This window comes from Neobacillus drentensis (assembly GCF_036965645.1).
Taxonomy (GTDB): Bacteria; Bacillota; Bacilli; order Bacillales; family Cytobacillaceae; genus Neobacillus; species Neobacillus drentensis_D.
On sequence record NZ_JBALPZ010000083.1, the window covers coordinates 49,219 to 55,218 of the forward strand.

Genomic DNA, 6,000 nt, shown 5'->3' on the forward strand with positions numbered 1-6,000 from the left:
GAAGGCGGCATAAATGATCTCAAAATTACAAAAATGGAACACGTTAAGAAATCAAATCTTAGTTGTATTTTTAATCGTAATGGCGATTGTTTTATTGATTGTTAGCATTCTAACTTTTAAACAAGTCTCCAATATGTTGAAAAATAATGGAGAAAAACAAATCCAGCAGACTGCCATTGAAGCAAATGGAAGACTTGAATCATTATATGAACAAATTAACACAGCTTCCAAACTTGTCATGACAAATGATGCCATTCAGGAAATCTTGACAAACAATTATATAGGAAGAAAAGTAACCTTTGCTGATCTGCAGAAAGCAAAGGGAAATGTTAATACTCTTCAAGCAAATACGGAAGGAATTTTTTCATTTGAGCTTTTTACACCACAGCTTAACCGCTTATTACCATTTGATGACACGAGTTTAACTACTCGAATTGACAAGCAGTGGATCGAACAAGCGAATGAAGCAAAGGGGCGTCTAGTCTGGATCGGAGAAGACCCTAGCAATTCCGATTATGTTTTAGCTCTAAGACGTGTAAATTTAATGAATCATGGTTTCGCTAATGGCGGTTATCTTTTAGTTAGGATTTATCATAACTATTTCCAGTTCGCTAACCAGGATAACAATACAAATCAATATTCAATGCTATTAGATAAGGATTTAAAGCCTATTTTATCAAACTATAAGAGCCCTTTAAAACCTATTATCAACAATGCCGGTGCCTATATTTCATTACACCACAAGGATTATATGGTTACGAAACAGTCTTCTAAAGATACTGGATGGACAGTGATTATTTTAACGCCAGTAAAAGCGCTTACTAATGGATTAAGTATGTTGCGGATGGGAATTATTATTTCGGGAATTATCGGATTTTTCATCTTTTTTATTAGTTCATTTTTTCTATCAACGATTATTACTAGACCAATTATAAAGTTGACAAAAACCATGCAAAAAGCAAGCGAAGGCTCCTTAACGCTGAATCCCTATGTCCCAACGGTCAATGAAATTAAGGAATTGAATAGTACCTATAATCAATTGGTTAAAGAAACCAATCATCTAATCAAAATGGTTTACCAAAAAGAGATTATTCGCAGCCAGAGTGAATTAAAAGCACTTCAAGCGCAAATTAATCCACATTTTCTTTTTAATACATTAGATGCACTCAGATGGTCGCTTGATGATAAAGAGGAAGAGGAACTAGCAGAGCTCGTCATTGCGATGTCAAATCTATTCCGTTATACCATTACAAAACAAGCGGATAGTGATTGGGTACCAATTAATGAGGAAGTTAAACATATTCAGGACTATATGGAAATTATGAAAATGCGCTTTGGTGATCAATTAAACTGGAATTTAAATTTATCATCCGAGTTAGAACATGTAAAAATACCAAAATTATTGATCCAGCCTTTAGTAGAGAATGCGGTTCTGCATGGTGCCGGGAATACGGTCCATCCATGCACGGTTACTGTTGCGATTCAGCCCTCAATGGATAATGGGTATTTAGAGATACTTGTTAACGATGATGGTCCAGGGATGGATCAAGAAAAGTTGAATTATGTAAGACAGTCTATGCAAGCAGGAGGCGGCACTTCTGTAAAGGGAAATGGAATGGCCATAGCCAATGTATATAAAAGGCTCCAATTATTTTATCATGAACGGTTAAAAAGAGGATTAACAATTACTAGTGAAGTGAATATGGGTACAACCATTTCTTTTGAAATACCTATGAATTCGGAGGAGAACAGCCATGTATAGCAAAACGATTTTAATTGTTGATGATGAACCAAGAACACGGCAAGGACTTAAGAAGACATTAGATACATGGGCGAACGGGAAATACCAAATTATCACGGCTTCTAACGGGGCAGAAACAATCCAACTCATGCAGGAGCATAAGGTGCATATCCTGTTAACTGATATCCGAATGCCGGAAATGACGGGTTTACAGCTGCTAAAAATAATAAAGGAGCAAAATATGTCTCCGGTTATTATCGTTATTTCGGCATACTCAGAATTCGAGTATGCCCATGAGGCACTTCGGTTAGGGGTTATTGATTATTTACTAAAACCGATTAGTAAAAAAGATCTCATCGAAGCGGTGGAAGATGCATTGAAAACTGTCGAAAAACAAGAGCGGGCAGGGATGATTGAAAAAGTCGTGGATACCAAACTCGTGGATGTAAGTGCTCAAAATCCTTCCAATCGGGTCCCCATCCGTGAAGCACTTGATTATATCAATAATAATCTAAAGAATGAATTAACTCAAAAGGAAGTTGCGGACCATGTTCACTTAAACCCAAGCTACTTAAGTGTCTTATTTAAAGAACATGTCAAGCTCACCTTCAGTGAATATGTTACTAGACGAAGAATTCAACGTTCAAAGGAATTGTTGGTCTCTACTAATTTGCCAATCAATGATATTGCTGAGGAATCTGGGTACAAAACCGCCAAATATTTTATTAAAATTTTCAAAGAAATTGAGGGGATCACACCTAGTTCTTATCGTAAAAATAACCATGAAAGGGCTTTCTAAAAAAAGTGGTATTTTTCCTAATCATTGTGACCTATTTTCAAAACTATCAGAATGTTAAGCTATAAATGTAAACAAACACAGAATAAAAGGTCATAGGGGGAATAACAATTGTTTAAAAAGAAAACGATTTCAGTCTTAATGTCCTTAGTATTGCTAGCTGCATTAGCACTTGCTGGCTGTTCTTCATCAAGTTCGTCTAGTGAAGAAAGCGCTTCAAGCGGCGGCAAGAAAGTCATTAAATTTATGCATTTATGGCCGGAAGGCAGTTCAAATGCACAGTTTTCCATCGTAAAAAATATCATCAGTGATTACGAAAAACAACATCCAGATGTAAAAATTGAAACAGAAATCTTAAACCCAGATCAATACAGAGACAAGCTAAAAGTTTTAGCTTCATCTAATGAATTACCGGATATTGGTATGACTTGGTCAGACGGTTTTATCAAGCCTTACGTAGAAGGTGACATGTTAGAGCCATTAGACGATATCGTAAATGGAGATCCAGCTCTTAAAGATGCTTTTATCCCAGGTGTAAAAGAATCTTATGCAGTTAATGGGAAAACATATGGTTTACCATTAGAGTTGAACATTTCATACGTTTTCTACAACAAAGAAATTTTCAAGAAATATAATCTTGAAGTTCCAAAAACATTTGAGGAATATAAAAATGTCGTGAAAACATTAGCGAAAAATGGCGTTATCCCTGCTACTGTAGGAGCAAAAGACGGCTGGCCAGCCTCATTCTGGTTTATGTATCTAGCAGACCGTATCGGCGGCCCTACGATTTTAACTGATGTTATTCATGGAAAAGCCAAAATGACCGACCCAGCTATTGTTAAAGCAGCACAAGAAGTACAAAACCTAGTAAACATGGGCGGTTTTGTTAAAGGTTCAAGCGCATTATCCAATGATGATGCTAAAGGTTATTTCATGAATGAAAAAGCTGCGATGTTCTTAACAGCTACTTGGGAATTGCCGAACTATACAACAAGCCCTGATGTAAAACAGGACTTTAAAGATAAGGTTGGTTATTTTAAGTTCCCAACTTATGAAGGCGGAAAAGGAACTGATATCAACAGCTATGTTGGTGGTCCTGGTGTTGGTTTATTCGTAGCGAAAGATTCTAAAGTGAAGAAAGAAGCAAAAGATTTCGTTGGATTCTTAGTTAAAGAATGGGGTAAAAAATCAGTTACAGATGCTGGTGTTATTCCGGCAACGAAAGTAGACACATCTAATTTGAAACTTTCTCCAATGTACATTGATATTTTGAAGGATTTGAGTGAAGCATCAAACGTTACGACTTATTTTGATACACAATCTAGCCCAGCTGTCTCCGAATTACACCATGATTTAGTTACAGCTCTATTTGGAAAACAAGTTACGCCGAAAGATTTTGTTAAGCAACAAGCAGACGCTCTTGCAAAAGAACAAAAGTAATTTAGTGTAATTCATTCTCTTAAACATAGAGGGCATACAAGTTATGCCCTCTATAAATTTAGACTATCCAGCTTCAGCGCCTGAACGAGGCGCTTACGCTTTTAATGAAGGGAGTATAAAAAATGAAAAACGTAATGTCGAACAAGTTAGCCATCACCCTTTATGTACTTCCCGCGTTACTTCTTGTTCTATTTTTAATTTATATCCCAATCTTTCAGACCGGTTATTATGGATTAATGGACTGGAACGGCATCGGTAAGATGAAGTTTATTGGTTTAGAGAACTACAAAAATCTAATCCACGACAAAATGTTTTGGCAGAGTACATGGCATTCCTTACTTCTCGGTATTTTTTCCACAATAAGCTTGATTGGTTACTTAATTTTATCGTTGATCTTAGCAAGTAAGATAAAAGGTGCTAACCTTTTAAGAAAGATTTATCTCATTCCGATGTTGTTATCATCCGTTGCCATTGCACAGTTATGGGCCAAAATTTTTGATCCATCAAACGGAATGATCAACCGATTGTTAATGACATTTGGTGTGGAAAATCCGCCGCTTTGGTTAGCGGATTCGAACATCGTTTTATATGCCCTGTTTATTCCAATCGTTTGGCAGTACGCTGGTTTTTATATCATCATTTTCTATGCTGCTTTAAAAAATGTTCCAGAAGAACTGATCGAAGCGGCGAAAATCGACGGAGCCACAGCGATTCAAATTGCTTATAAAATTAAAGTTCCTCTGATTGCAGGGGTCATAAAAGTGATGGTCATTTTGGCTATCGTTGGTTCATTAAAGTATTTTGACTTGATTTTCGTCTTGACTGGCGGCGGCCCTAACCATGCGAGTGAAGTTATGGCGTCCTACATGTACACAGAAGCATTTACTAAATATAATTTTGGTTACGGAAGTGCGATTGGATTTGGTTTATTAGTTATCTGTATGCTGATGACCTGGTTGATTCAAAAACTACTGTCTACTAAAGATGTGGATTACTAACAAAGGGGAGTGAATAAGATGAGCAAAGTGGCATATGAAAATCAAACACATACGACCCTATCTGCTTCATATAAAACTAGTAATACGCTTGGAAAAAAAATTGGCTACGGAATTCTCTATTTAATTCTGGGAATTATTGCTATTATCCAGATTTATCCACTTATATGGTTATTCCTTTTTTCCTTAAAAACCAATCAAGAGGTCTTTGGCATGTCCCCATTCTCATTGCCTCAACATCCACAGTGGGGCAACTATCTAAAAGCTTGGAATGCCGGGCACATCGATGCTTACTTTTTAAATAGTGTAATTTACACCGTAGTAGCTGTTGTTTTAACTGTTATTCTAGCTAGCTTTGTAACATTCGCGATTACAAGAATGCAATGGAAGCTTAGCCGGTTAGTTCTAGGTTTGTTTATGGCGGGATATATGATTCCACTTCACTCAACATTAATTCCGTTATTTAATACCTTTAAAACAGTCCATTTAATAGATAATCCTATTTCAGTCATATTATCCTATGTAGCGTTCAATTTACCGATTACCATCATGATCCTAAGTGGATTTTACAAATCACTTCCAAGAGAGGTAGAAGAAGCAGCTGTAATTGATGGCTGTTCAATTCATCGTATCTTTTTCCAGATTACACTTCCAATGACCGTACCTGTACTTTCAACAACGGTTATCATTAACATGATTTACAACTGGAATGAATTCGTCTTTGTTAATACCTTCTTGAGTTCTGATAAGTGGAAGACGATCACGGTTGGAGTTAATAACTTTGTAGGACAATATTTAACTGATTGGGGCGCGATTGGTGCAACCTTGATGATTAGTATTATTCCAGTTCTTATAGCTTTCTTTATTCTTAGTGACAGAATTGTGGAAGGCATTGCGGCTGGATCTGTGAAAGGATAATTAAAACTTCCTGCTTTAATTCGTGAAATAAAAACATAAGCATACAGAAGAATTTCTATAAATAATAGACACTTGCTTTTCTGAGTATAGAAAAATGAGTGTCTATTATT

General features: G+C 36.3%; 5 protein-coding genes. All 5 read left to right on the plus strand.

Features of this window, described 5'->3' with window-relative positions:
* Positions 1–13 precede the first annotated feature (13 nt).
* Positions 14–1,762 carry a sensor histidine kinase gene (locus tag V7266_RS16625; protein WP_335469198.1) on the plus strand — a complete coding sequence of 583 codons (1,749 nt, stop codon included), beginning with the start codon at positions 14–16 and terminating at the stop codon, positions 1,760–1,762.
* Positions 1,755–2,540 (plus strand): response regulator transcription factor, encoded by a 786-nt coding sequence (locus tag V7266_RS16630; RefSeq protein WP_335469201.1) that lies wholly within the window; start codon positions 1,755–1,757, stop codon positions 2,538–2,540. Before V7266_RS16625 ends, V7266_RS16630 begins: the two co-directional genes overlap by 8 nt.
* Before the next feature lie 138 nt (positions 2,541–2,678).
* On the plus strand, positions 2,679–3,977 hold the full coding sequence (locus V7266_RS16635; RefSeq protein ID WP_335469211.1) for an extracellular solute-binding protein: 1,299 nt from the start codon (positions 2,679–2,681) through the stop codon (positions 3,975–3,977).
* 122 nt (positions 3,978–4,099) lie between these two features.
* Complete coding sequence (locus V7266_RS16640; protein ID WP_335469202.1) at positions 4,100–4,975, plus strand: carbohydrate ABC transporter permease; 876 nt, start codon at positions 4,100–4,102, stop codon at positions 4,973–4,975.
* An 18-nt stretch (positions 4,976–4,993) separates the two neighbouring features.
* On the plus strand, positions 4,994–5,890 hold the full coding sequence (locus V7266_RS16645; RefSeq protein WP_335469203.1) for a carbohydrate ABC transporter permease: 897 nt from the start codon (positions 4,994–4,996) through the stop codon (positions 5,888–5,890).
* Positions 5,891–6,000 lie beyond the last annotated feature (110 nt).